This window comes from Azotobacter armeniacus, from assembly GCF_054779355.1.
Genome location: NZ_BAAGYK010000134.1, coordinates 45,588 through 69,346, shown reverse-complemented (window position 1 = coordinate 69,346; position 23,759 = coordinate 45,588). Strand labels below are relative to the sequence as shown.

General features: G+C 65.4%; 18 protein-coding genes and 1 pseudogene. 8 read left to right on the top strand and 11 right to left on the bottom strand.

From position 1 onward, the window contains the following. Window positions 1–517: 517 nt before the first annotated feature. Window positions 518–711 (top strand): annotated as a pseudogene (locus ACYVD0_RS18080) (transposase domain-containing protein); the annotation flags it as partial. Between the two features lie 125 nt (window positions 712–836). Here the strand turns inward: ACYVD0_RS18080 and ACYVD0_RS18075 are convergent. Further along, window positions 837–2,639, bottom strand: a complete 1,803-nt coding sequence (locus ACYVD0_RS18075; protein ID WP_460428100.1) for a PAS domain-containing sensor histidine kinase — start codon at window positions 2,637–2,639, stop codon at window positions 837–839. Window positions 2,640–2,828: 189 nt separating this feature from the next. Here ACYVD0_RS18075 and ACYVD0_RS18070 point away from each other — a divergent pair, with 189 nt between their 5' ends. From ACYVD0_RS18070 to ACYVD0_RS18055, 4 genes are all read left to right on the top strand, one after another. After that, a complete protein-coding gene (locus tag ACYVD0_RS18070; RefSeq protein WP_460428099.1) occupies window positions 2,829–4,451 on the top strand; it encodes an acyl-CoA synthetase in 1,623 nt (540 codons plus the stop codon). 97 nt (window positions 4,452–4,548) lie between these two features. After that, window positions 4,549–5,922: a solute carrier family 23 protein gene (locus ACYVD0_RS18065; protein ID WP_460428098.1), complete on the top strand. Its 1,374-nt coding sequence runs from the start codon at window positions 4,549–4,551 to the stop codon at window positions 5,920–5,922. Between the two features lie 98 nt (window positions 5,923–6,020). Then, window positions 6,021–6,881 (top strand): 3-hydroxybutyryl-CoA dehydrogenase, encoded by an 861-nt coding sequence (locus tag ACYVD0_RS18060; protein ID WP_460428097.1) that lies wholly within the window; start codon window positions 6,021–6,023, stop codon window positions 6,879–6,881. A gap of 71 nt (window positions 6,882–6,952) precedes the next feature. Beyond that, window positions 6,953–8,731 carry an acyl-CoA dehydrogenase family protein gene (locus ACYVD0_RS18055; protein ID WP_460428096.1) on the top strand — a complete coding sequence of 593 codons (1,779 nt, stop codon included), beginning with the start codon at window positions 6,953–6,955 and terminating at the stop codon, window positions 8,729–8,731. Window positions 8,732–8,790: 59 nt separating this feature from the next. Here ACYVD0_RS18055 and ACYVD0_RS18050 read toward each other — a convergent pair whose 3' ends face one another. From ACYVD0_RS18050 to ACYVD0_RS18040, 3 genes are all read right to left on the bottom strand, one after another. Further along, complete coding sequence (locus tag ACYVD0_RS18050) at window positions 8,791–9,627, bottom strand: HDOD domain-containing protein (protein ID WP_460428095.1); 837 nt, start codon at window positions 9,625–9,627, stop codon at window positions 8,791–8,793. Window positions 9,628–9,776: 149 nt separating this feature from the next. Next, window positions 9,777–10,583, bottom strand: coding sequence for an OmpA/MotB family protein (locus tag ACYVD0_RS18045; RefSeq protein ID WP_460428094.1), 807 nt, complete (start codon window positions 10,581–10,583; stop codon window positions 9,777–9,779). Then, the gene (locus ACYVD0_RS18040) at window positions 10,580–11,401 is read right to left on the bottom strand and encodes a motility protein A (RefSeq protein ID WP_460428093.1); all 822 of its coding nucleotides are present in this window, start codon (window positions 11,399–11,401) and stop codon (window positions 10,580–10,582) included. The genes ACYVD0_RS18045 and ACYVD0_RS18040 overlap by 4 nt, the downstream gene beginning before the upstream one ends. A gap of 378 nt (window positions 11,402–11,779) precedes the next feature. Between ACYVD0_RS18040 and ACYVD0_RS18035 the strand changes: the two genes are divergently transcribed. The 3 genes from ACYVD0_RS18035 (at window position 11,780) to ACYVD0_RS18025 (ending at window position 14,403) form a co-directional block, all read left to right on the top strand. Then, window positions 11,780–13,291, top strand: a complete 1,512-nt coding sequence (locus ACYVD0_RS18035) for a flagellin N-terminal helical domain-containing protein (protein ID WP_460428092.1) — start codon at window positions 11,780–11,782, stop codon at window positions 13,289–13,291. Window positions 13,292–13,646: 355 nt separating this feature from the next. Next, window positions 13,647–13,886: a hypothetical protein gene (locus ACYVD0_RS18030; protein WP_460428091.1), complete on the top strand. Its 240-nt coding sequence runs from the start codon at window positions 13,647–13,649 to the stop codon at window positions 13,884–13,886. A 145-nt stretch (window positions 13,887–14,031) separates the two neighbouring features. After that, window positions 14,032–14,403 (top strand): flagellar protein FlaG, encoded by a 372-nt coding sequence (locus ACYVD0_RS18025; RefSeq protein WP_460428090.1) that lies wholly within the window; start codon window positions 14,032–14,034, stop codon window positions 14,401–14,403. A gap of 55 nt (window positions 14,404–14,458) precedes the next feature. Here ACYVD0_RS18025 and ACYVD0_RS18020 read toward each other — a convergent pair whose 3' ends face one another. From ACYVD0_RS18020 to flhB, 7 genes are all read right to left on the bottom strand, one after another. Then, window positions 14,459–16,153, bottom strand: a complete 1,695-nt coding sequence (locus ACYVD0_RS18020) for a PilZ domain-containing protein (RefSeq protein ID WP_460428089.1) — start codon at window positions 16,151–16,153, stop codon at window positions 14,459–14,461. An 87-nt stretch (window positions 16,154–16,240) separates the two neighbouring features. After that, window positions 16,241–16,936 (bottom strand): RNA polymerase sigma factor FliA, encoded by a 696-nt coding sequence (locus ACYVD0_RS18015; RefSeq protein ID WP_460428088.1) that lies wholly within the window; start codon window positions 16,934–16,936, stop codon window positions 16,241–16,243. A 180-nt stretch (window positions 16,937–17,116) separates the two neighbouring features. Further along, on the bottom strand, window positions 17,117–17,521 hold the full coding sequence (locus tag ACYVD0_RS18010) for a flagellar protein FlhE (protein WP_460428087.1): 405 nt from the start codon (window positions 17,519–17,521) through the stop codon (window positions 17,117–17,119). Window positions 17,522–17,574: 53 nt separating this feature from the next. Then, entirely contained in the window at window positions 17,575–18,120 is a 546-nt protein-coding gene (locus tag ACYVD0_RS18005) for a hypothetical protein (protein ID WP_460428086.1), read from the bottom strand. Continuing rightward, on the bottom strand, window positions 18,120–20,387 hold the full coding sequence (gene flhF / locus ACYVD0_RS18000) for a flagellar biosynthesis protein FlhF (protein ID WP_460428085.1): 2,268 nt from the start codon (window positions 20,385–20,387) through the stop codon (window positions 18,120–18,122). The genes ACYVD0_RS18005 and flhF overlap by 1 nt, the downstream gene beginning before the upstream one ends. Before the next feature lie 3 nt (window positions 20,388–20,390). Beyond that, window positions 20,391–22,472 carry a flagellar biosynthesis protein FlhA gene (gene flhA / locus ACYVD0_RS17995; protein WP_460428084.1) on the bottom strand — a complete coding sequence of 694 codons (2,082 nt, stop codon included), beginning with the start codon at window positions 22,470–22,472 and terminating at the stop codon, window positions 20,391–20,393. Then, on the bottom strand, window positions 22,469–23,686 hold the full coding sequence (gene flhB / locus ACYVD0_RS17990; protein WP_460428083.1) for a flagellar type III secretion system protein FlhB: 1,218 nt from the start codon (window positions 23,684–23,686) through the stop codon (window positions 22,469–22,471). Before flhB ends, flhA begins: the two co-directional genes overlap by 4 nt. Window positions 23,687–23,759: the final 73 nt, after the last annotated feature.

The following is a 23,759-nucleotide window of genomic DNA, read 5'->3' as shown; positions in this document are numbered from 1 at the left end:
ACCCACAAGCACCCACACGAATTGCTTGATTCAACTTGTTAAAGAGCGTTTCGCCTGAGCCTTTCGTCTCAACCGAGGCCGCGCATTCTACAGCAGCCTTTTCCCCTGTCAAGCGCCTCGATGAACTTCGTCTCACCCAGGCCGCCCGCCTTCCCAATTCGCCCAGCGCCAGCAGGCAAACCCTTGATTTTCAAGGACTTCTGCAGACCCCTGCTCGGGAAGTGGGCGCATTATAGGGCGTCAGCTTTCGGCGTCAACACTAAAATTAATGCATTATCGTAAACTAACCTATCCATTGAGTTCAGTCTGGTGATGCAGAGCGCAGCTCTGCGAATTCAACCGTCATTGCGGTTATGGCCGGTCAGGGTGAAACCGCTCTAAGGGGTAAAACGTCTTCCGGCTCCTCCCTCGATGATCAGTCGGGAACTATCACCTTCGCTGGAAGTGGCAGTCGAGATACAAAGTGTGAGACGCCAACCATCCTCAGGTTGAGGAGAAGCCCAAATGACCATTGCCCCGGGCGGTTCAGTTCAGCGACACGCCCAAGGGTGCTACCGCCAGCGCTACAGCTTGGAGGAAACCACCAAGGCCAACGGGCAGGAGCCCTATGCCTGGCTGCGCCATGTCCTTAAACGCCTACCGCAGGCCAAAAGCGTCGAAGACTACGAAGCGTTGCTGCCGTGGAACTACAATCCGACGGCAGCATTGTAAAAGGCCAGCACAGTCGTCAACAGATGGGGTTCATGGATCACTTTTGGTCGAATTGCCGCCCTATCACTACGAGACGATCTTCGAGCACAGCCATTGATCCGGGTGCCCTGGACAACTGTTGCCCCCTACTGGATCGGCAGCAGACAGCGCATCGACAGCCCGCCCCCTTCCATGCGCTGCGCATCAAGAGAGCCGCCGACCCCCTCGACGATGCCGCGGCTCATCGACAAGCCCAGGCCCAGGCCTTCCGGCTTGCTGGTATAGAACGGCGTGAACACCCGCTCCAGCTCGGCATCGCTCAGCCCCGGCCCGCAGTCGCGCACCTCGATCACCACCTGACCGGCCCTGGCATGGGTGGTCAGCACGATGCTGGAGGGCAGGCCGGGATGGGCCTCGCGGTTGGCGTCGATGGCATTGCGCAGCAGGTTGAGCAGCACCTGCTCGAGCAATACCCGATCGGCGTAGACCGGCGGCAGACCGTCCGGCAATTGCGCCTCGATCGTCACCTGGCTGGCACTCGCTTCCCAGCCACAGAGGCGCACCGCGCCCCGTGCTACCTCGGCCACGTCGAGCGCCTGCATGCGTCGCTGCCCCTTGCGCAGGAAGGCACGCAGCCGCTTGATCACCTCCGAGGCATGCTTGGCATGCTCGGTGATGCGCTCCAGCCCCTGAGCCACACGCAGAGCCGCCTGGGGATTGTGCTGCAGGGACTGCAGATAGCGCTGGCTGGCGCTGGCATAGTTGACCACCGCCGCCAGCGGCTGGTTGATCTCGTGGGCTAGCCCCGAGGCCAGCTCGCCGAGGCTGACCAACCGCGCGGTATGCGCCAGCTCGTCCTGGTGGCGGTGCTGCTGCGCCTCGCGCAGTTCGCGCTCGGTCATGTCGCGCGCCACCAGTGAGTAGTAGCGTTCGCCGCCGACCGCGGAGTGCGCCAGCAGCACCAACGAGACCGGTACCGAAGCACCGCCGCCGGTCGGCTGCAGGCGCGCATCGGCACTCCAGGCCCCCTGTCGCTCGGCAGTGCTCCAGCCCTCCGCCTGCAGGCGCGCCAGGTCGTCCCGGGTGAAGAGTCCGGCCAGAGCCGGCATCGGCTGCCGCTCGCCGATCCCCAGGGTGCGCTGGGCAGCCGGGTTGAGATAAGTGATCCGCCCGGCCGGATCGATGAATAGCACCAGATCGGTGTTGGCCTCCACCACACCGGCCAGCCGCCGGTTGTTCTCCTCGGCCTGCACCCGGGCGGTGATGTCCCGCGACACGCTGATCACTTCCACCACCGCCCCGGTGTAAGTGTCGCGGATCGCCCGACTGGCCGTCTCGAACCACAGGTAATGTCCGGCGCGGTGGCGAACCCGGTAGCTCATGGTGTGGTAGCCGTGCTGTTCCAGCGCCTCCTGGGCGCAGCGCAGCTGCGTCCGTTCGCGGACATGCACGAGCGTGCGCACCGGCCTGCCGCGCAGCTCCTCCGGCCAGTAGCCGAGCAGGACCCAAGAAGCCGGCGAGGCGTCGAGGAAGCGGCCGTCGGGATCGTGACGGGAAATCAGGTCGGTGGTGTTCTCGGTGATCAGGCGATACAGCCGCCGCGCCTTGGCTGCCTCACGCTCGCCGAGGATCTGCATAGTGGCATCTCGGCAGCGCGCAACCACCCTCCTCTTCTGCAGATCGGGAATAAAGGTCCAGAGCAGAACCCGCTCACCGAACTGTGCCTCGACGTCCTTGATGGCCCGCCGCTGCTCCAGACAGGCGCGCACCAGCTGCGCATGATTCGCCGGCAGGCAGCTGGCCAGCGCCTCCGGAGCGGACTTGCCGATCAGCGCCAGCAGGGCCGTGTTCAGTTCCAGGGCCCGCGCAAAGGCATCCAGCAGCAGACTCGGTTGCGGGTCGAGCGCTAGCAGCGGCGAGGCCGACAGGTGAGCGGAATCTGGAGGCATGCAGCTATCTTCCTGCCCGTCATCGTGGTCATTCAGACCATATATAGTATATATACCATATAAGTTAAGTACTATTTACAGATAAAATAGAGGTTGATATATAGAGCAACGAAGGATGTACCAGCCTTCCGCCGGAACGGGAAGGCGACAAGGCAATAAGAGCTAACAATCAGCCGAAAGGATAAAAACATGTCGATCTTCGAACAGGGCCTGTCACGCTCTGCCGTCAACCACATCCCCCTTTCTCCACTGAGCTTCATCGAGCGCAGCGCCGCTGTCTATCCATACCGCCCCGCCGTGATCCACGGCTCGATCCGCCGCAACTGGGCCGAAACCTATGCACGCTGCCGACGCCTGGCCTCCGCCCTAGCTGGCCGCGGCATCGGCATCGGCGACACCGTGGCGGTGATGCTGCCCAACATTCCCCAAATGCTCGAGGCGCACTTCGGCGTACCGATGATCGGCGCCGTGCTCAACACCCTCAACGTGCGCCTGGACGCCGAGGCCATCGCCTTCATGCTGCAGCACGGCGAAGCCAAGGTGTTGATCGCCGACCACGAGTATCAGGAGGTGATCCATGCCGCGGTCGGCATGCTCGACCACCCGCCGCTGCTGATCGACGTGGACGATCCGGAATACGGCGAGGGCCAACCCGTCAGTGAGCTGGACTACGAGGCGCTGCTGGCCGAGGGCGATCCGGCGTTCGCCTGGCAGTGGCCGGACGACGAGTGGCAGGCCATCAGCCTCAACTACACCTCCGGCACCACCGGCAATCCCAAGGGTGTGGTCTACCATCACCGCGGCGCCTACCTGAATTCGCTGGGCAACCAGATGGTCTGGGCGATGGGCAACCATCCCGTGTACCTCTGGACCCTGCCGATGTTTCACTGCAACGGCTGGTGCTACCCCTGGACCGTCACCGCCCTGGCCGGCGTGCACGTGTTCCTGCGCCGGGTCGACCCGCAGCAGATCCTCACCCTGATCCACGAGCACCATGTCACCCACCTGTGTGGCGCGCCCATCGTGCTCAACGCCCTGGTCAACATGCCCGACTCGGCCAAGGCCGCCATCGACCACCCGGTGCATGCGATGGTCGCCGGCGCCGCACCGCCGGCCAAGGTGATCGGCGCGGTGGAGGAAATGGGCATCAAGGTCACCCATGTCTATGGCCTCACTGAGGTCTATGGTCCGGTCACCGTGTGCGCCTGGCACGAGGAATGGGACGAGCTGCCGCTGGATGACCGGGCGCGGATCAAGGCGCGCCAGGGCGTGCGCTACCCGACCCTGGAAGGGGTGATGGTCGCCGACCCGCAGACCCTGGAGCCGGTGCCGCGCGACAGCGAAACCATCGGCGAGATCTTCATGCGCGGCAACACGGTGATGAAGGGCTACCTGAAGAACCCCACGGCCACCACCGAGGCCTTCGAAGGAGGCTGGTTCCACACCGGCGATCTGGGCGTCTGGCATCCGGACGGCTATGTGGAGATCAGGGACCGCCTCAAGGACATCGTGATTTCCGGCGGCGAGAACATATCCACGATCGAGGTCGAGGGCGTGCTCTACCGCCATCATGGCGTCCTCGAGGCGGCCGTGGTGGCCCGCCCCGACGAGAAATGGGGAGAAACCCCCTGTGCCTTCGTCACCCTCAAGGCCGGTCACGAACGGACTAGCGAGGCGGAGATCATCGCCTTCTGTCGCGAGCACCTGGCCGGCTTCAAGATCCCCAGGCGCGTGGTCTTCAGCGAGCTGCCGAAGACCTCCACCGGCAAGATCCAGAAATACGTCCTGCGCGAGAGGGCCAGGGCACTGTAATTCCTTCCCGCCGCCCGGCAGCGCCGGTACGCACCGGGCGTGCCTGCCCGTTTCACAACAACGATAAACAATGGCGCATATGCCGACGGAGAGCCCCATGCAAGCACTCAATCGCAAAGACGGTGACGAACAGCCCTACTGGCCGGCCGGCCCCTTCAAGGTCCGCCTGCCCTTCGTGCACTACCGCTGGGAAACTGCGGAAATGCTCCAGGGGCTGATCATGTTCGTGGTCAATTTGGCCATGATCCCGCTGCTGGAGAAATACCTCGGCCTGCCCTACGAAGTGGCCCTGGCCTATGTGGTGATCTGCGGCATCGGCTTCATGCTGCCGGCCCTGCTCGGCGTGCCGCTGGTACCGGGCTGGATCACGCCCGGCATTCCGGTGGTGATCCTCTTCCTCAGCGACTACCAGCCAGGTCCGGAGGCCATCCAGGCCCTGTTCGCCCTGCAGTTCCTGGTGTTCCTGATCTTCCTCCTGCTCGGCGTGACGCGCCTTGGCAGCGTGATGGTGCGTCTGGTGCCTAACTCCATGAAGGGCGGCATCATCATCGGCGCCGGCATCGCCGCGCTGATGGGGGAGATTTCCAGCGGCGGACGCCTGGCCAATACCCCGATCTCCCTGGTGCTGGGCAGCCTGATCTGCCTGTATCTGATGTTCTCGGTATCGTTCAAGGGGCTCACCGAGCGTGTGCCGCTGGCACGCAAGATCGTCAACTACGGAATGGTGCCGGGCATGCTGATTGCCATCTTCATCGGCATCGCCGTCGGTGAATACAAGATGCCGGAGATCCGCTGGGGCATCACCCAGCCGGCCTTCGACCAGCTCTGGAACTACCTGCCGTTCGGCATCGGCTTCCCGGACGCGAGGATCTTCCTCTATGCAATCCCCACGGCAGTGATCGCCTACATCATCGCCTTCGGCGACATCATCGTCGGCCAGTCGCTGATGCAGCGTGCCGACGAACTGCGCACCGACGAGAAGATCGACTACAACGTTGACCGCATCCATCTGGTCACCGCCGTGCGCAACGCCCTGCACGCCTTCTTCGCGCCCTACCCCGGCCTGGCCGGACCGCTGTGGACCGCAGCTGCGGCGACCATGGCCGAGCGCTACAAGTACGGCCGCAAGGCGATGGACTCCATCTACAGCGGCGCCGGCACCTTCTGGATCACCGGTTTCATCGCCCTGTTCATCCTGCCGCTAGTGAGCTTCTTCCAGCCGGTGCTGCCGATCGCCCTGTCGCTGACCCTGGTACTCACCGGCTACATCTGCCTGATGCTCGGCTTCGAGCAACTGAGCAACAACACCGAGCGCGGCATCGCCGGCACCATGGGCGTTGTCCTGGCGGTCTATGGCGCGGGCTGGGGCCTGGCCACCGGCGCCGTGCTGTACATTCTGGTCGAGCGCACCCATCTGCTCCGGTTCGCCTCGACCAAGAGCGAGATCGGCGCCACTCCTAAAGCTGACTGAGCCGCTATATTCCTGTCGTCCATGCCTCTACCCCGGCCAGGCGCGGACGACAGGAATCACGTGAACATGTCTAACGGAAGCTGAACATGAGTAATCACATGAAGAACACGAGCGAAGCGCGCATTGCAGTCATCGGCGCCGGCACCATGGGCAACGGCATCGCCCAGGTCTGCGCGCTGGCCGGCCGGCAGGTCACCCTCGTGGACATCTCCGATAGCGCTCTGGAGCGCGGTCTGGCCACCCTGTCCGGCAATCTGGAGCGGCAGGTGAAGAAGGGCCTGATCAGCGAAGCGGACAGGCAGGCCGCCTTGGCCCGTGTTCATCCGCAGAGCAGCTACGACGCCCTTGCCGGGAGCGGACTGGTCATCGAGGCGGCCACCGAGAGTCTCGACCTGAAGCGGCAGATCCTCGCCCTGATCGAGGATGTAACGGAACCCGACGCGCTCATTGCCAGCAACACCTCATCGTTGTCGATCAGCCAGTTGGCCAGCGCCCTGAGCAACCCCGAACGTTTCATCGGCCTGCACTTCTTCAATCCGGTGCCGGTCATGACTCTGGTCGAGGTCATCCGCGGCCTGCAGACCTCCGCGGCCACCCATGCCAGAGCACTGGAGTTCGCCGAGTACATCGGCAAGACTGCCATCTCGGTGCGCAACAGTCCGGGCTTTGTGGTCAACCGCATCCTCTGTCCGATGATCAACGAGGCGATCTTCGTTCTTCAGGAAGGGCTGGCCAGCGCCCAGGACATCGATACCGGCATGCAGCTCGGCTGCAACCACCCCATCGGTCCCCTGGCACTGGCCGACCTGATCGGCCTGGATACGCTGCTGGCGATTCTCGAAACCTTCCACCGCGATTTCGGCGATCCCAAGTACCGCCCGGCCACCCTGCTCAAGGAAATGGTCGCGGCCGGCTATCTGGGCCGCAAGAGCGGCCGCGGCTTCCACATCCACGCCTGAGCCACAGCCCCGATACTGGCCGCCCGGACCATACCGGGCGACCGCTCCATGATAAGAAAACGAGGTCCGTCATGCCCGAATACCACGCCCCCCTGCGCGACATGCGCTTTGTTCTGCATGAGGTCTTTGCCGCCGACAAGCTCTGGGCACGTCTGCCCACGCTGGTCGAGACGGTGGATGCCGAGACCGCCGACGCCATCCTCGAGGAGGCGGCCAAGGTCACCGGCGAACTGCTCTCCCCGCTCAACCGCAGCGGCGACGAGGAAGGCGCACACTGGGACAACGGTGTCGTCAGCACCCCGGCCGGCTTCCGCGAAGCCTACGCCACCTACATCGAGGGCGGCTGGGTCGGCCTGGCCGGCAACCCCGCCTACGGCGGCCTGGGCATGCCGAAGATGCTCGCCGTGCAGTTCGAGGAAATGCTCTATTCCGCCAACACCAGCTTCACCCTGTACTCGGCGCTGACCTCCGGCTGCTGCCTGGCACTGGACGCCCACGCCAGCGAGGAACTCAAGCAGCGCTACCTGCCGCGCCTGTACAGCGGCGAATGGGCCGGCACCATGTGCCTGACCGAAGCCCATGCCGGCTCCGACCTCGGCCTGCTGCGCACCCGCGCCGAACCGCAGGCTGACGGCAGCTACGCGATCAGCGGCAGCAAGATCTTCATCACCGGCGGCGAACAGGACCTGACGGCGAACATCGTCCATCTGGTACTGGCCCGCCTGCCCGATGCGCCAGCCGGCTCGAGAGGCATCTCGCTGCTCCTGGTGCCCAAGTTCCTGGTCGCCCCGGATGGCGCCCTCGGCGCACGCAACGCCCTGTCCTGCGGCTCGCTGGAACACAAGATGGGCATCAAGGCCTCAGCCACCTGCGTGATGAACTTCGACGGAGCTATCGGCTATCTGATAGGCGAACCCCACAAGGGCCTCGCTGCCATGTTCACCATGATGAACTACGAGCGCCTGTCCATCGGCATTCAGGGCATCGGCTGCGCCGAGGCTTCCTACCAGAACGCCGTGGCCTATGCCCGAGAGCGCCTGCAGGGCCGCGCCCCGGGTGGCGCCCAGATACCGCAGAAGAGCGCCGATCCCCTCATCGCCCATCCCGACGTGCGCCGCATGCTGCTGACCATGAAGACGCTGACCGAAGGCGGACGAGCCTTCTCCACCTACGTCGCCCAGCAGCTGGACCTGGCCAAGCATGCCGAAGACACCGACGAACGCCGTCGTGCCGAAGCGCTGGTAGCGCTGCTCACCCCCATCGCCAAGGCCTTTTTCACCGATACCGGACTGGAAAGCTGCATCCACGGCCAGCAGGTGTTCGGCGGGCACGGCTATATCCGCGAGTGGGGTCAGGAGCAGCTGGTGCGTGACGTGCGCATCGCGCAGATCTACGAGGGCACCAACGGCATCCAGGCCCTCGACCTGCTGGGCCGCAAGATCGTGGCCAACAACGGCGCCGCGCTGCGACTGTTCGCCGGGGAGATTCGTGCCTTCGTCGACGCGCCGGCCGCTTCCCGGCCGTTCGCCAGCCAGCTGCTGGCCGCCCTGAAGTGCCTGGAGAGCGTCAGCGCCTGGCTGCTTGACCAGGCCGGCAAGGATCCGGCACTGGTCAATGCCGTGGCGGTGGACTACCTGAACCTGTTCGGCTACGTCGCCTACGCCTACATGTGGGCACGCATGGCCGCCGTGGCCCAGGCCAGTCGCGCCAACGACGAAGCCTTCTACGGTGCCAAGCTGTCCACCGCGCAGTTCTACTTCAGCAAACTGCTGCCGCGCATCCACTCCCTGGATGCCGTCATCCGCGCCGGCAGCACTCCACTCATGGAACTGGCCGACGAACGTTTCTGAACGCCCTCGGCAGCCGGCGAGGCCTTGTGCCGAGCCGGCCGGCCGTTGGGCAGCGGACCTTACTGCAGCATGCTCATCGCCGCGTCCATCGAAGCGCTCAGGTCTTCATCGGCCTGCACGTCCAGAGTGGGATCTAGACCAAGCTTGGCGAATGCTGCAATCCCCCTCCAATCAAGCCGCGTGAAGGGATGCTCGGTGCCGACATGGCTCAACAGCTCCGCCACCTGGACCACATCCACGTAATCCACCTGCGCCGACACCCGGGCGAAGTTCAGATATTCGCCGGGAACGCCGGCAATGGGGGCAGGAAACTCCCAGCTGCGCAGAATCCTGTCGCCGAGACTCGGATGGGTCTGCTCGATGATCTGATCGAGGACCCCCGGATCGGCCAGCAGCTCCTCATGGGTTTCCGCATAGGTGAGGATCGGCAGGAGGCCGATCCGGCTCACCAGACCGGCCAGCGTCGCCTGATCGGGCACCAGTCGGGTGTAATGGCGGCAGAGCATGTAACAGATGCCGGCAACCTCGCAGCTCTTCCTCCATACCTTGCGCATCTTGCGGTCTACCACAGGGGAGGTCGCCTGGAACATCTGCTCCATGGCCAGGCCGGTGGCCAGGGTGCAGGTATAGTTGATGCCCAGACGGCCAATGGCCGTCTGCAAGTCGGTGATCTCTCCGTTGGCACGCATCAGTGGACTGTTCGCCACCTTGATGAGCCGTGCACTCAGTGCAGCATCGTGTCCGATCACTCGCGCCAGGGCGCCGATGCTGACCTCCGGATCACGCGCCGCCTCACGCACCTCCAAAGCCGCTTCGGGCAAGGTAGGCAATATCAGCTCATCGTTATCGATGGCCTGGGTCAATTCCTGCTGTACCTTCTCGGCAAGCTTGCTCATCTCGCTCCTTTCCGCTCTGTTTCATCGAAGCCGAACCAAGACGCCCGGTTATATCGGCAAGCGCCTGACCGGCTAGGGATTCTGCCACCTGCAAGAGAAAGGAACCCATTGACAAATCACGGAATTGACAACATCTGGAAGTTGTTTTCCTATGGTTTGAAGGTTTCCAGGATCAGCTCCACCCGCCGGTTGCCGGCGCGCCCTTCGACCGTGGCGTTGTCGGCCAACGGCCGGGTATCGGCATACCCCACCGCGCGCATCCGCTGCGGCGCCACCCCGTTGGCCTCCAAGTAGCGCACCACGCTGCCGGCACGCGCTCCGGACAGCTCCCAGTTCGACGGAAAGCGCGAGCTGCGGATCGGCAGCGAATCGGTATGCCCCGCCACCACGATCATGTGCGGGCTGCTGTCAAGCACGGGCACCAGCTGCTGCAGTACCCGCAACCCCTCCAGGCTCAGGTCGGCCTGTGCGGAGCCGAAGAGGATCTCGCTGCTGATGCGGAAACTCACCGTGCCTTCCGTGACCACCACTTCGATATCCTCGCCCAGACGATCCAGGGGCAATCCTTTCAGGGAGTCGTCGGACGCCGGCAGTGCGGGTCTGTCCCACAGTATCTGTCCATCCTCTTTGAGCAGACCGCTTCCAGCCGGCAAGACACCTTCTCTCAGCGAACCCATGGCCTGCTGGCGCTCGACAACGCCCTTGCCGGCGAAAGTCAGCATCACGACCAGCAACACCAGCAGCAGGGTCATCACGTCCAGATAGGTCAGCAACCAGCTATCGGCCTCCCCCTCGGACTGCGGCTCGGCAGCCACGGCGGCTGCCTGACGTCTGCCCCAACGCGCTGCCTGGCGCGCCTGCGCCAGCTCCAGTTCCAGCGTCCGCTGGCGCTCCAGCAGTGCCTGCCTGACAGCGCTGGCGGAATTCACGGCGGAAGTCTCCGGCGACTGGCTCATGGCCTGGCGCTCCCCTCATCCTCCTCGAGACTGCGCGACGGCGCCCCTTCGTCGCGGATCTCGTCCCGGTATTGGGCGATGAACGAATTCAGCGTCTCGCGCATCATTCCTGGACTGCGCTTGTTGCACATCATGGAGATGCCCTGCAGCACCATGTTCATCAGCACCACCCGCTGCTCGGTACGCCGCTCCAGCTTCACCGCCACCGGCTTGAACACCAGGTTGGCCAGCAGCACACCATAGAAGGTCGTCATCAGCGCCACCGCCATCTGTCGACCGACTGCCGTCATGTCGCCATCACCGAGCACGAACATCAGGTTGACCAGGCCGACCAGCGTGCCGAGCATGCCGAACGCCGGCGCGTAACCGGCCATCACCCGGAACAGCTGCGCCTCGGCATGTTCCTTGGCGCGTAGCCGGGAAATCCGCCACTGCAGCAGCTCGATGATGTCCTCCTCGGGGGTCATGTCGATCACCAGCTGCACGCCGGTGCGCAGGAAGGGATTGTTCACCTGCGCCACCTCCCGCTCCACGGCACGCAGGTCGCCCCCCATCCACAGCCGCGAGATCTTCACCAGCTCCTCGATGTCGTCCTGGGTATACAGCCGCTCGTTGCGCATCACCGTGCCGATCAGACTGAACACCCGCAGCACCTCGCCCAGCGGATAGCTGATGAAGGTCGCCGCGAAGGTACCCACCAGGACGATGCCCAGACTCGGCAGGTCGACGAACAGCAACGGATCTTCGGCAGAAAAGACCACCACCACCGCCAGCAGAAGAAAGCCGGCGAGCATGCCGATGAGCGTGGAGGGATTCATGAAGGACTCCGGGAATGCGACAGGCTAGATTGAATACCTGTCGGCCACAGAGCGGTCTTTCGAATACGGCGCGCTACGGGGCGATGCTCTGCGCTTCGAAGCCCACTGGCCGCGCATTTCCCTGGCGAAGTCGACACCGATCATGGCGAAGCAGGTACGTACGCCACAGACCCCCTGAGCAATGTCCGGACGAAGCGACCGCCCTCCGACAGGAACAGGACAAAGCACCGCGTCAAAAAATTCTCGCCCTCCCCTAAAGCTCCCGCCCTGCCCGCCGATAGTCGGGATAACGGCCAACGGCGCCGTTGTCGCCAGCCGCGAAGCCACCGCGCAGCGCAGCTCGCCTCTGGCGCTCAACCTTTGGAGAAGGAACGCAACATGTCCGTCATCAATACCAACATCACCTCGATGATCGCCCAGAAGAACCTGGGTGCATCGCAAAGCGCTCTGACCACCGCCATGGAGCGCCTGTCTTCCGGCATGCGCATCAACAGCGCGAAGGACGATGCTGCCGGTCAGGCCATCGCCAATCGCATGAGCTCGCAGATCACTGGTCTGTCCCAAGCCCAGCGCAACGCCAACGACGGCATCTCCGTCGCCCAGACAGCCGAAGGCGCGCTGAACCAGGTCAACGACAACCTGCAACGCATCCGCGAGCTGAGCGTACAGGCAGCCAACGACACCAACTCCCCCGAAGACCGTGCCTCCATCCAGGCTGAAATCAACCAGCGCCTGGAGGAGATCGACCGCATCTCCCAGGAAACCAACTTCAACGGCACCAAAGTGCTGAATGCCGAGCAGACCCTGAATATCCAGGTCGGCGCCAACGATGGCGAAAGCATCAGCATCAACCTAAAGGAAATCAACAAGACCACTCTGGGTCTGGCCTCCTTCGATGTTACCAATACCCTCAACACCGAGGATCTGGCAGCTACTGCGACGACCGAACTGGCTCCGTCTTCGCGCAATCTGGAAGACTTCAGCTTCACCGACACTGCAGGTGCTGCTACCTGGGCCGTCTATGTTGACGACGCGAACCCGGATCAACTGTATGTTTCCTCCGATGGCGGCGCCACCGTTGCTGCAGCCACCTATAACACGACAACCAATGCCCTGGAGTTCGACTCCAGCACCGCAGCAGCCCCCGGCGGCACCGTAAGCGCCGCTGCTGGCCAAGAAGTCCATGTCGGTGACGGCGTGGTCATGCAGGCCGACGATATCACTGGTCGCAGCGATGACAATGTTGCAGCCCAGCCGACCCTGCATCTGACGTCCAACGGCAACTATCACATCAAGCTCGGCGCTGACACCTATGTCGCTGCAACCGTTGATTTCGCTGCCGGCACTGTAAGCTATGACTCTTCCGCTGCTCCAGATGGCACACTCGATGCCGATGTAGGCACTGCGCTTGACCAGATCAGCAACCCCGACCCGGCAATCACCATCGATACCTCCGGCCTGAACACCAGCCTGGTCGGCGACAGCGCTCAAGTCTTCGCCATGGAAGACGGCAGCGGCTATGTGGTCAAGGGTGCCGACGCCGACGGCAACGACGTTTACTACGAAGCCGAAGTCGACACCGCTACCGGTGCAGTGACCCTCGGCGACCAACTGACCGCCGACCCCCTGGCAGCACTGGACAACGCACTGAAAGAAGTCGACACCCTGCGTTCCGACCTTGGTGCCATCCAGAACCGTTTCGACTCGGCCATCACCAACCTGAAGACCAACGAAACCAACCTGTCCGCCGCCCGTTCGCGCATCGAAGATGCCGACTACGCGGTGGAAGTGGCCAATATGACCAAGGCGCAGATCCTGCAACAGGCCGGCACCTCGGTTCTGGCCCAGGCCAACCAGATCCCGCAGAGCGTGCTGTCGCTGCTGGGTTAATTGGCATAGCCACGAAAAAAGGGCCGACGAAAGTCGGCCTTTTTTCGTGGCTATCGAATCTGACCGGCCCAAATCCACATATGAATCAGGGAAGAGGACATGGAGCATTTCCCCGAGGCAATCCAAATTAAATTATTCAGTCAATACGGAAGACGTTTGCTCCGCTTTTCGGAGGCCATCGAGTGTGTCAATGGCCATATTTACCAGAGCAATCCCGCCCACGAGAATCAAAGAGTCCGGCAGGCCTTGGAGTGTTTTTACAATTAGCTTTGCCAAGCATTCAGGGTAACCAGCAGAATATTTTACGTAGCCTGTAATAGCAAAAACCATCTAAAAGGAGACCTTTATACAGAAGATGGCTATTCAATCACAGCATCTCGTCACCACTCAGAAACCTCGCGCCATGACCCTGATTTCTACATTCTTTCTGAAAAAATTTTCCTGGGGAATAGAAATCTGGCCTGCCCATGTCCCCATGAAAAAACCCATCAGAAAAGCACAGCCTTGTAGGGCGGGTGAAACCCGCCGGACATTGCGCACGAGCCGAATTCTCATGGCGAAGAAATTCCTTGCAGAGGGCCGCGCTCATGGATAAGGCGGGTTTCACCCGCCCTACACACTTGCCGAAAATCTGACCGCCAGCCCGGCTGGCAGCATCCAGATCCGGCAGTCGTCTCAAGATTTAATTCCCCCATCCGATAAAGGGTTATGGATCTGTCCGTCTGCCAAGGAGAACACTCATGAGCTCGCCCCTGAACGATGCCGGTGCCCTTTCCAGCTCGCCCCTGGCCAACCTGACCCCGCGCCAGCGCCTGGAAAACGCCCTGGATGAGTTGCCGCCGGCCGCCGGCAGTGCCGCAGCCCAGGCCGCGGGCGCCCAGCCGGCGCTGATCGCCCGCGAGGAGCTGGTCGAGCCAGTACAGCGCATCAACGAGGTACTGAGCAGTTACGGGGTGGAATTCCACCTGAAGGAGCCCGGACCGCGGGTGGTCGCCGAGATCGTCGACCGCGAGAGCGGCGAAGTGATCCGGCAGATTCCCAGTGAGGAAGTGCTGCGGGTCGCCGAAAGTCTCGAACAGTTGCGCGGGATTCTGCTGCGGGAACAGGCTTGAGCGGCGCATTCGCGCCTCCCGCCACGACGCCCTGCCGGCCTCGACCGAAACCCTCTCAGCCGCTCGCCTCCGGCAGGACGATGCCCTCGATGGGCCCCAAAGCAGCCAGTTCGCTGCCCGAAACCGACGCGCTGAGGGTCGCGCCGCGCAGGGTGGCCTGGTCGGTGAGACGGACCTGGACGATGGCGCCCTTGCGGTCGAGGCGCTCGACCCAGCCCAGGTCGCCCCCGGCGAAACGCACCAGGGAACCGATAGGAATCAGCCCGAAACGCTGGATGTACTCCTGGCACCAGCGCCGGTCGAGCTGGTTCTCGCGGCCGATCAGCTGGCGGTAGACACCGCTGATCGCCTGCTCTGTACGGTCCGGGCGGGCGCGCCCCATGGCGTCGATCACGTCGACCACGGCGGCGATCCGTGCCAGCTCGCCGAGCTGCCCGGCCTCGAGGCCGCGCGGGTAGCCGCTGCCGTCAAGGCGCTCGTTGATCTCCTCGACCACGCTCCGGATCACCGCCTCGGCCAGCCACTTGCAGTGCACCAGCCGCGCGCGCAGCAGCTCCACGTGCCGGACGAAAGCCTCCCGCTGCTCGTCGTCGAAGGAGTCGCTACGCACCAGTGACGACGGCAGCAGCCCCTTGCCCAGATCGTGAACCAGAGCGCAGGCGCAGATGCTCTTGAGCAGATCGGACGGCAGACCACGACTGCGGGCCAGGTCGGCGAGGCGCACGGCCACGGCAATGCAGTGCTGGATCAGCGGCGGATCCTCCACCAGGCAATGCACGGCGAACAGCACGGCCTCTCGGTCCTCGTCCAGCAGTCCGAGCAGAAAGTCACTGTGCCAGGAGAGCTGGACAGGGTCGATCTCGCTACCCTGCTGCAATTGCACCAGGAGACCGTTGAGGTATAGCGCCAGCCGGGCCAGGCGTCGGGCCATGGGCGTGGCGTAGTCCAGCCCGTGAGGACGCGAGGCGCCCGCCGCCGGCTCCGCCGCGCGCGGCACGAACAGCTGCGAGGGCATGCGCGAGGGGTCGCCGCCGACGACACTGCGGGTGCTTTCCCGCTCGATCTCCCGCACATAGAAGTAGAGCCGCCGCTCTTCCTCGGCAGCGAGGTCGACGAAGGCACAGCCGAAGCGGACTGCCTGCCAGTCGTCGTTAAGCTGACGATGACGAATCTGCCCGCGCAGGTCGAGCTGCTGACCATTGGGAAAGCGCAGGCAAAGCCGTTCGACATGCTGCCCGGCCTGTAACTCGGAAGCGGCGCTGGCCGGCAGCTCGATCCGGCAGCCGCCCAGCGACAGATCCAGCAGCCGTCCCAGGATCGGCCGGTCGTCCGCAGTCATCCGCACCTCGGCCTTCACCGAAATACGGGCGCTCAGCTCGGCGCGGAAGGTGCCGCGCCGATGGAGAACCTCCAGCCACTCGGGCCAGGCGCTGGTCAACTGGATGCGGCCCGGGACGCTCAGCCGCTGCCAGCCGCCCAGCGGGGCACTGCGCAGCAGGGTTCCGGCCACCCGCCCGGCGAGCCGGCACGCCTGCCCGGCCTCCAGCTGGGAAGCCACGACCGGCACCGCGGTCAGATCCAGAGTCAGCCGCTCCCCGACGAGAGCCTCCATCAACACCACGGGCAAGGACGGATGGTCCGGCGAGAAGCCAATCAGCCGGGCACCGCCGCGCTCGCAGAGCTGCTCGAGCAGTTCCCGACATGTGTCTGAATTATCGATGCGTGCATAGGCATCGCTGGCCTGAGCCATTTTCATCCTCCGTTCGACGCCGCTCCTCTGGCGGTGTCATGTCCTTCACGCAAACCACGGCTGGCCGGCCACTCCAGAAGCTAAAGGCTAGCCAGCCAGGCCGTTGCGCAGACGGGCCACCGCCTGGCTGTGCAGCTGGCAGACGCGGGACTCGCTGACGCCCAGCACGGCGCCGATCTCCTTGAGATTGAGATCCTCTTGGTAATACAGGCCGAGCACCAGCTTCTCCCGCTCGGGCAGCGCCTCGATGGCCTTGACCAGCCGCTCCATGTCGCGCCCCTCGGCCAGCTCGGCGAAAGGCGAGGCGTAGTGCCCGACGCTCATGGCATCGACCTCGTCCTCGCCCAGCTCGTCGATGGCCACCAGTTGGCTGCCGTTGCTGTCCAGCAGCAGTTGCCGATAGTCGGCCAGCTCGAGCCCCATGGCCGCGGCGATCTCGCGCTCTTCGGCGGGCCGGCCGAGGCGCTGCTCGAGCCGGCGCAGGGTATCGTCCAGAAGGCGCGCATTGCGCCGTACGCTGCGCGGCACCCAGTCGCGGCTGCGCAGCTCGTCGAGCATGGCACCACGGATGCGCAGGCTGGCGAAGGTGGCGAAAGTGGCCCCCTGGCTGGCGTCGTAACGCGGGAGGGCATCGAGCAGACCGATGGTGCCGGCCTGGATCAGGTCGTCCAGCTCGACACTGGCCGGCAGCCTGGTCTGCAGGTTCAAGGCCTGCCGGCGCACCAGCGGCAGGTACTGCTCAAGCAGGTCGCGCTGTCTGATTTTGCCCTGTGCCGTATACATTCCACTGACCTGGAGCATGACGAAAAACGGCCTGTCCTGTCCGGCGCTGCCGGGGCCGATCCTGGCCGGACGGAGGCTCTCCGGTCGGCATTCTCGCCTTGGGGAAGCGCCCGGAAAGCGTCGAACAGTCGCCGGGGAAACGGGCTATTCCGGGCTTTGGGAAATAGCGGCATAGTCAGCCTAGCGGTATTCGGCGATCAGCTCGATTTCCCGCACCGGCTGCGGTTCGGCGCGGGGCGCCAGGCGAAAGCGGAACTGCAGTGGCTGCCCGGCGTCCAGCCCGGCCAGGGCGGTGCTGCGCCCCCGGCCAGCGGACAGCTCGATGCAGCGCTCCGGGTGGCAGAGCCAGGCCCGGACCGGCGCACCGGCCGCAAGCGCGAAGCGCCAGCGCACCCCGGCCAGGCGTTGCCCCTGGGCAAGCGCCGGCGGCTGCAGGGCATCGGATGCGCTTTCCCGGCCGGGCAGCGCCAGGCGCAGGCTGGCAATCCGCGCCTGCCAGCTGCCCGGTGCGGCCTCTGCATCCAGCGCGAAAGCCGGCAGGGCCAGCAACAGGATGCCCAGAAATCCGCCCGAAATAATTGGCATGAATGCCCTTGCGCCGCTGCCGGCAGGACCGGCCTCCGCTTCGATGCCCTGGCTCATCCCTCATGCCCTTTCGGTCGCTCGGCCAGCAGCAACAGCTCGATCTCGAGGAAAGCGCTCGCGGCCTGGCGCAGGTTGTCGAGCAGCCCAGCGTGCGAGGCGAACCCAGGGTGCAGGACCAGCAGCCGGGCCGGCCCGCCGCCCTCGCGCAACCAGCGCAGGCACAGGTAGGCGCGGCGGAAGCTGTCCGGATCGCCTTCGACCCAGAGGGCCCAGCGCGGCTGCTGGCAGGCCAGGGTATGCAGGTGCGGGCTGTCCTCTTCCAGGGCGACCAGCTGCCAGCGGGCCGGATCGCCGACCCAGGCATGGCCATGGGCCTGCCAGCGTTGCAGGGTCTGGCGCACCCGCTCCAGACGCTGGCGCTGCGAGCCGGGCGGCAGGCCGACCACCATCAGGGTCGGGCGCGGCTCCTCGGGGGTGCCGGACGACAGCGCGGCGACGGGCACCTCCCCGGCGTCCCCCCCATGCTGCTCCGCCCAGCTCCGCAGCCCCGCGGCCTGATCGAGCAGGCCGAACCCGTCCTGATCCTCCGGAGCGGCCATCAGTGAACGCGCTCGCCGCCGAGCTGGCGGAAGGCATCGCCAGCCATCAGAAGATGCAGCAGGGCATCGAGCTGCTGACCGGAACCGCGCAGACGCCGCCCGCTACCCAGACCGGCCAGCCGGGCACGCAGGTCCATCGCCCAGTTCTCCGCGGACTGGTCCAGACGACTGGCACTGGCGGCCAAGGCGGCGGCGAGGAACAGCCGCAGCTCCGCCTGCAGCGCTCCCAGGGCCTCGCCGAGGGCCTGCCAGGCACGCAGGGTCAGCGCCGGCAAGTCATCGCAGGCCAATTGCAGACGCAGCCCCTCCGCCTGCCCGGCGAGCGCCTGGCGGCCCGGCTCCGGCGACCAGGCCAGCCAGTGGCGCTGGCCGAGCGGCTGGCCGCTGTCGCCATCGCGCAGGGTGCCGAACCAGGCCTCTACCGGCCAGAGCATCGGTTCCCCCGAACGGTTGCCGGCGACGCGCAGGCGGACCGGCAGATGCCGCAGCTCCAGCCACCGCGGTCGACCACGGTGGCTCAGCTGCAGACTCTCGTGGGGGGCGGCGATGTCGGCCAGCCGGGCCAGGCTGTGGCGTTCGCCCTGGAAGTCGACCCGGTTGCCGGCTCTGGCCCCACCTACCCAGGGACTACACAGCTGCGCCAGACAGTGCAGAAGCCCGCCCTCCGGGCTGGCCGGCAGAAGATGGCAACGCGCCTTGAGCCGCTCGAAGGCCCAGCCCAGGCGCTGCTCGTACCCGGTCGGCAGCAGATGGGCCAGCCAGGGGCGCACCTGCAGGCGACCCTCCGTGTCCAAGGTCAGCAACGGCATGCTCCAGGTGCCACCCGGCACCGGCTTGCCGCTGCCCCAGAGCAATTGTCGCGCACCGGAGTCGACGGATTCGCCGTCGTACTCCTCCAGCAGCCGTGCCAGCCTCTCCCCCTGCACGCCGGTCGGCAGGGCGGCGAGGCACCAGGCGCGCTCCAGCAGGGTAAAGCCGTCCAGCTCGCGACGCAGGCTCTCGAGCGAGGCAGCCAGAGTCCGGCCCCGGCCGAGCAGGCCGCGGGCCCAGGTGTCGAGACGCCGTCCGGCGCCGTCCAGCCCATCCTCTGGGACGAACGGAGACGGCTGGCTGACCGCCAGCGCCTGTTGCAACAACGGTCGGGCCTCGGCTGGTTGCAGGTCTTCCGGCACCTGTTGACCGGTGGACAGGTAGTTCAACCGCAGGCCGTGGCGCATCAGGATGTCCAGCACCGGGCCGAGCCGCGCGGCCTCGTCGCACTTGCTGACGATGCAGTCCCGCAGCCGGGCGCCGGCGGCCAGGGCGGCCCGCTGGTAGGTACCGACCACCTCCTCCAGGGTATCGCCGTGGCAGGCGGCGTTGAGTAGCAGCATCAGCCGCACCGGGCGGCCGGCGGCGCCGAGCTGATTGATCTGCAGCAGCAGGCGCCGGTCGCGCTGGCTCATGCCGACGGTATCGATGATCACCAGGCGCTTGCCGGCCAGTCCGGCGAGTAGGGGCTCGAGCGGCGCGACGGCGGCCAGCGTGTGAACCTCGACGCCAAGCAGGCGGGCATAGATGCGCAGCTGCTCGTGGGCGCCGATACGGAAGCTGTCGGTGCTGACCAGGGCCACCTGGCTGGCACCGTGGCGCATCACGTAGCGCGCCGCGAGCTTGGCGGCAGTGGTGGTCTTGCCCACCCCGGTGGGGCCGATCAGAGCGATAACTCCGCCGCCATCGAGCAGTTCGGCCTCGTCCTCGAGGACCGGCAGGCGCGCCTCCAGCTGGCGCTCCAGCCAGCCCTGCAGGGCCGGATCGGCGACGGACCCGGCGCCCAGTTCGCCCGGCAAGCCGGCCAGGATTTCGTCGCTCAGGCAGGGACCGAAGCCAGCGCCGAGCAAGCGCTGTCGCAGCTGCCCGCGGCAGCTGCTGGTACCCGCCGGGGCCTGCATCTGCCGGTCGAGCAGCGCGCGCATATCCTGCATCTCGCCGAGCAGACGCTCGCCAAGGGCGGCGAAGTCAAGCGTCGCAGGCGTAGGCGAGCGCCCGGCCTGGGCGGAACTGGCCACCTGACGATAGTCTGCGGGGCCGGCCGGCCTTGTCTGCACGGCGGGAGATACAACAGCGGCGGCCTGGGCGGCCTGCTGCGCCTCCTCGGCCAGAGCGAGGACTTCCACTCCCTCGGCAACAGGACGGTTGGACAGGATCAGGGCATCCTCGCCCAGGACCTCGCGCACCTGGCGCATGGCCTCGCGGCTGTTGGCTGCGACGAAACGTCTGACGCTCATGAATCATTTCCCTCCGATCAGGCTGGTCACGCGTAGAGAGCGGTCGTCGGGCAACTCCACCAGCGACATCACCACCAGCTGGCGCAGACGCCGGCGCAGGAAGCGCGCGAGCAGGGCGCGCAGCCTGTGCGGCACCACCAGCACCGGCGGCTCGCCGTTGGCTTCCTGGCGGGCCAGGGCGGTTTCCGTCTGTTGCATCAGGCTGTCGGCCAGTCCCGGCTCCAGGGCGCCGTTGTTCACCGCCTGCAGGAGCACCTGCTCGAGTTGCAGGTCGAGACCGATGACATGCAGCTCGCTTCTGCTGCCGAACCACTGCTGGGTGATCGCGCGACCCAGCGCCACGCGCACCATGGCGGTCAGCTCCTGGACATCGTTCGCATGGGCGGCGGCGTGCTCGGCCAAGGCATCGAGGATGCTGCGCATGTCGCGGATCGACACCTCTTCCTCCAGCAGGCTCTGCAGGATGCGCTGCAGGGTATTGAGCGGGACCAGCTTGGGCACCACCTCCTCGACCAGGGCCTTGTTCTCGTCGCCAAGCTTGTCCAGCAGGCGCTGCACTTCGCTGCGTCCGAGCAGGTCGGCGGCATGTCGATGCAACAGGTGGTTGAGGTGGGTGGCAGTGACCGTGCCGGCATCGACCACGGTGTAGCCGTAGATCTGCCCGTGCTCGCGCAGGCTCGCATCGATCCAGATTGCTGGCAGGCCGAACGCCGGGTCGGTGGTGGCGACGCCTTCGAGACGGCCGCCGACCTGGCCGGGATCGATTGCCAGCCACTTGCCAGGATGGATCTCGCCGCGGCCGATCTCCACGCCCTTGAGACTGATGACATAGGCATTCGGGCCTAGCCCCAGATTGTCGCGGATGTGCACCACCGGCGGCAGGAAACCGACGTCCTGGGCGAACTTCTTCCGCACGCTCTTGATCCGCGCGAGCAGCTCGCCCTGCTGGCGGTTGTCGACCAGCGGGATCAGCCGATGGCCGACCTCCAGGCCCAGAGTATCGACCAGTTGCACATCGTCCCAGCTGGCTTCCGGGGCCTCCAGCCTGGCCGGCGGCACCTCGTTGACGACCCTCTCCACCAGGCGCTCCTGCTCGCGCCGGCCGAGCCCCCAGCCAAGCCCGGCGAGTAGTACGGTGAACAGCAGGAAGACGAAGTTCGGCATGCCCGGCACCAGGCCGAGCAGGCCGATCACCGCGGCAGCCAGGTAGAGCACCTGCGGGCGGCTGAACAGCTGGCCGACCATCTGCTGGCCGACATCCTGCTCGGTGTTGACCCGCGACACGGTGACGCCCGCGGCGATGGAGATGACCAGTGCGGGGATCTGCGCCACCAGGCCGTCGCCGATGGTCAGCATCACGTAGGTCCGCGCCGCGTCGGCGAAGGCCATGTTGTGCTGCAGCATGCCGATCAGCAGGCCGCCGAGGATGTTCACCATCATGATCACCATGCCGGCCATGGCGTCACCGCGGACGAACTTGCTGGCGCCATCCATGGAGCCGTAGAAATCGGCTTCCTGGCTGACCTCGCGGCGCCGCTGGCGGGCTTCGTCCTCGCCGATCAGGCCGGCGTTCAGGTCAGCATCGATGGCCATCTGCTTGCCCGGCATGGAGTCGAGCATGAAGCGCGCACCCACTTCGGCGATGCGCCCGGCGCCCTTGGTGATGACCATGAAGTTGATGATCACCAGGATCAGGAATACCGCCAGGCCCACCGCGAAGTTGCCGCCGACGAGGAACTCGCCGAAGGCCTCGATCACCTTGCCGGCGGCGCCGGTGCCCTGGTGACCCTCCATCAGCACCACGCGGGTCGAGGCGACGTTCAGCGACAGGCGCAGCAGGGTGGTGAACAGCAGGATCGCCGGAAAGGCGGCGAAATCCAGTGGCTTCTCGGTGAGCATGCTCACCAGCAGGACCATGATCGCCAGGGCGATGTTGAAGGTGAAGAACAGGTCGAGGACGAAGGGCGGCAGCGGCAGAATCATCATCGACAGGATGAGGACGATCAGTACCGGCCCGGCCAGCAGCTTGAAGTCCGCCCGCCCCTGCCAGGAGCCTTGGCCCAGTAGATCGGTCAGTGCTTTCATCGGGTCTGCGATTCCTCAGAGTTGTCCCGCCGGACGCGTTCGTCCATCCCCGTGGGAACCGGCAGATCGCGCGGGGTTTCCGGCATCTCGCCGCCCTCCTCGCGGACCCGCCTGAGGCGGTAGGCCCAGGCCAGTACCTCGGCCACGGCGGTGTACAGTTCGGCCGGGATTTCCCGGTCGAGATCGACGTGGTAGTAGAGCGCCCGTGCCAGGGGCGCGGCCTCCAGCAGCGGCACGCCATGCTCGCTACCCAGTTCGCGGATGCGCGTAGCCACCGCGTCAGTGCCCTTGGCCGCCACCCGCGGCGCGCTCATCTGTCCATCCCGATAGCTCAGCGCGACAGCGAAACGGGTGGGGTTGGTGACGATCACGTCGGCGCTCGGCACCTTGCTCATCATCCGCGAGCGGGCCATGGCCTGCTGCTGCGAGCGGATGCGTCCCTTGACGTGGGGATCGCCTTCCGCCTCCTTGTGCTCCTGGCGCAGATCCTCCTTGCTCATGCGCAGCTTCCTGGCGTGGCTCCACAGCTGGTAGGGCACGTCCAGAAAGATCACCAGGATCAACGCCAGCACGATCAGCCCGCAGGCCAGGGCGATCAGGCGCATGGCATCGGCCAGGGCCTGGTGGATCGGCATGCCGGACAGCGCCATCAGTTCGTCGATGTATTTCCTCAGGAAGAACACCGCGACCCAGCCGACCAGAACGGTCTTGGCAAGCGCCTTGCAGAGCTCGGCCAGCGCCTGGGTCGAGAAGATCCGCTTGAGGCCCTTGAACGGATTGAGCCGAGACAGCTGCGGCTGCAGCGCCTTGACCGAAACCAGCAGGCCGCCGAGCAGCGAAGGCGCGACCAGGGCCATCATCGTCATCAGCAGAAACAGCGGCAGCAGCGCGAACAGCGTGTCTTCGCCGAGACGCCAGAAATGCGCCAGCATGTGGGCGGTGTCGAAGGCCTGGTCGTGCTCGAACAGCAGGGCCTGCTCCATGACCTGCGCGAGCTGGTCGTAGAGCACTCCGCCCATGCCCCACAGCGCCGCCACACCGGTCAGCAGCAGCAGGAAGGTGGTCAGCTCGCGCGAGCGGGCGACCTGCCCCTCTTCCCGGGCTTTCTCGAGACGTCGCGGGCTCGCCGCTTCGGTTTTTTCCTGATCGCTGCTCTCGTCAGCCATGGCCCACCAGTGCGCCGGTGGCGACTCATGCAGATGAACGGTGGCCATTCTGCATGGGCATGCCGAAAGGCCATCACCCGAATAGCACGACGAATTCCGTGCTTATGTCGCGATTGGCACA

What these genes read in the sequence shown, in the direction of transcription:
- ACYVD0_RS18050 (WP_460428095.1), bottom strand. Translation starts at nt 9,627, where the DNA reads ATGAGCAAGCTTGCCGAGAAGGTACAGCAGGAATTGACCCAGGCCATC.
- ACYVD0_RS18075 (WP_460428100.1), bottom strand. Translation starts at nt 2,639, where the DNA reads ATGCCTCCAGATTCCGCTCACCTGTCGGCCTCGCCGCTGCTAGCGCTC.
- ACYVD0_RS18060 (WP_460428097.1), top strand. Translation starts at nt 6,021, where the DNA reads ATGAAGAACACGAGCGAAGCGCGCATTGCAGTCATCGGCGCCGGCACC.
- ACYVD0_RS18025 (WP_460428090.1), top strand. Translation starts at nt 14,032, where the DNA reads ATGAGCTCGCCCCTGAACGATGCCGGTGCCCTTTCCAGCTCGCCCCTG.
- flhB (WP_460428083.1), bottom strand. Translation starts at nt 23,686, where the DNA reads ATGGCCACCGTTCATCTGCATGAGTCGCCACCGGCGCACTGGTGGGCC.
- ACYVD0_RS18055 (WP_460428096.1), top strand. Translation starts at nt 6,953, where the DNA reads ATGCCCGAATACCACGCCCCCCTGCGCGACATGCGCTTTGTTCTGCAT.
- ACYVD0_RS18065 (WP_460428098.1), top strand. Translation starts at nt 4,549, where the DNA reads ATGCAAGCACTCAATCGCAAAGACGGTGACGAACAGCCCTACTGGCCG.
- ACYVD0_RS18020 (WP_460428089.1), bottom strand. Translation starts at nt 16,153, where the DNA reads ATGGCTCAGGCCAGCGATGCCTATGCACGCATCGATAATTCAGACACA.
- ACYVD0_RS18070 (WP_460428099.1), top strand. Translation starts at nt 2,829, where the DNA reads ATGTCGATCTTCGAACAGGGCCTGTCACGCTCTGCCGTCAACCACATC.
- flhF (WP_460428085.1), bottom strand. Translation starts at nt 20,387, where the DNA reads ATGAGCGTCAGACGTTTCGTCGCAGCCAACAGCCGCGAGGCCATGCGC.
- ACYVD0_RS18040 (WP_460428093.1), bottom strand. Translation starts at nt 11,401, where the DNA reads ATGAATCCCTCCACGCTCATCGGCATGCTCGCCGGCTTTCTTCTGCTG.
- ACYVD0_RS18005 (WP_460428086.1), bottom strand. Translation starts at nt 18,120, where the DNA reads ATGGCCGCTCCGGAGGATCAGGACGGGTTCGGCCTGCTCGATCAGGCC.
- ACYVD0_RS18010 (WP_460428087.1), bottom strand. Translation starts at nt 17,521, where the DNA reads ATGCCAATTATTTCGGGCGGATTTCTGGGCATCCTGTTGCTGGCCCTG.
- flhA (WP_460428084.1), bottom strand. Translation starts at nt 22,472, where the DNA reads ATGAAAGCACTGACCGATCTACTGGGCCAAGGCTCCTGGCAGGGGCGG.
- ACYVD0_RS18030 (WP_460428091.1), top strand. Translation starts at nt 13,647, where the DNA reads ATGGCTATTCAATCACAGCATCTCGTCACCACTCAGAAACCTCGCGCC.
- ACYVD0_RS18035 (WP_460428092.1), top strand. Translation starts at nt 11,780, where the DNA reads ATGTCCGTCATCAATACCAACATCACCTCGATGATCGCCCAGAAGAAC.
- ACYVD0_RS18015 (WP_460428088.1), bottom strand. Translation starts at nt 16,936, where the DNA reads ATGTATACGGCACAGGGCAAAATCAGACAGCGCGACCTGCTTGAGCAG.
- ACYVD0_RS18045 (WP_460428094.1), bottom strand. Translation starts at nt 10,583, where the DNA reads ATGAGCCAGTCGCCGGAGACTTCCGCCGTGAATTCCGCCAGCGCTGTC.